The 570-nt window shown below is 65.3% G+C and carries 1 protein-coding gene; it reads right to left on the reverse strand.

What is annotated here, in order from left to right:
- Nucleotides 1–71: 71 nt before the first annotated feature.
- Nucleotides 72–570, reverse strand: a 499-nt coding sequence (locus EN750_RS38130) for an alanine racemase C-terminal domain-containing protein (RefSeq protein WP_281062394.1), incomplete at its 5' end; no start/stop codon positions are given.

The raw sequence follows: 570 nt of genomic DNA on the forward strand, positions 1-570 counted from the left end.
GATATAAGCTGGGTTGCTCATGCAAGGAGCCTTGCCGACAGGCGTCCGCTTGTCAAGCGCGGCCAAACCGCTCAACTGCCGACATAGCGCCGATGGAAGCGCGGGCCGAGGCTTGTCAGGATCTCGTAGCCGATGGTGCCGGCATGGCCGGCGGCGTCATCGACGCTTTGCGAGGGACCGAGCAGTTCGACGAGATCACCCTCGCGCAGCCTGCCGACCGGCAGGGCGGAAATGTCGAGAATGATCGAATCCATCGACACCCGCCCGAGGAAAGGCAGCCGCACGCCCTCGAACCAGGCGGCGGACGCGGCGCGGCGTTGCCAGCCATCCGCGTAGCCGAACGAAATCGTCGCCAGCCTGAGCGGGCCTTGCGCATGATAGGTGTGGCCATAGCCGACGCCGGCGCCTTTTTCGACGCTGCGCGTCTGTGCCACCTTTGCCTGCAGCCGCACCACCGGCAGCATCGGATTGGACTTTGCCGGCGTCGGATTGATGCCGTAGAGCGCGGCACCGGGGCGGGCGAGATCGTAGTGAAAGCGCTCCCCAAGAAAGATGCCGGAGGAATTGGTC

The organism is Mesorhizobium sp. M7A.F.Ca.ET.027.03.2.1, assembly GCF_003999175.1.
GTDB lineage: Bacteria > Pseudomonadota > Alphaproteobacteria > Rhizobiales > Rhizobiaceae > Mesorhizobium.